At 63.9% G+C, this 471-nt stretch carries 1 protein-coding gene; it reads left to right on the forward strand.

What is annotated here, in order from left to right; genetic code table 11:
• On the forward strand, positions 1–464 hold a 464-nt coding region (locus A3736_RS05690; RefSeq protein ID WP_197465502.1), incomplete at its 5' end, for a ferrochelatase.
• Between the last annotated feature and the right edge of the window lie 7 nt (positions 465–471).

Genomic DNA, 471 nt, shown 5'->3' on the forward strand with positions numbered 1-471 from the left:
ATGATCTGGCGCGCCAGCTGGATGCGCTCGATTTCGAACCCGAACTGCTCATGCTGAGCTTTCACGGCATGCCGGAGCGGACATTGCATCTGGGCGATCCCTATCACTGCCATTGCCAGAAGACTGCGCGGCTTTTGGAAGCGCGCATGAACCGGCCTGACTTAAGGTTTCGCACAACCTTCCAGTCCCGCTTCGGGCGCGCCAAATGGCTCGAACCCGCGACCGACACGGTGCTGGCCGAAGAGGGCGCGAAGGGTACCAGGCGCATTGCCATCGCCGCGCCGGGCTTTTCCGCCGATTGCCTCGAAACGCTGGAGGAACTGGCGATGCAGGGGCGCGATCAGTTCAAGGAAGCGGGGGGCGAGCATTTCGCGGCGCTTTCCTGCCTCAACACCTCGGATGCCGGGCTGACGATGCTGGAGGGGCTGTTGCGGCGCGAACTGGCGGGGTGGATTCCCGGCTGAGAGGTGC

Source organism: Erythrobacter sp. HI0063, assembly GCF_001635685.1.
Lineage (GTDB): Bacteria > Pseudomonadota > Alphaproteobacteria > Sphingomonadales > Sphingomonadaceae > Qipengyuania.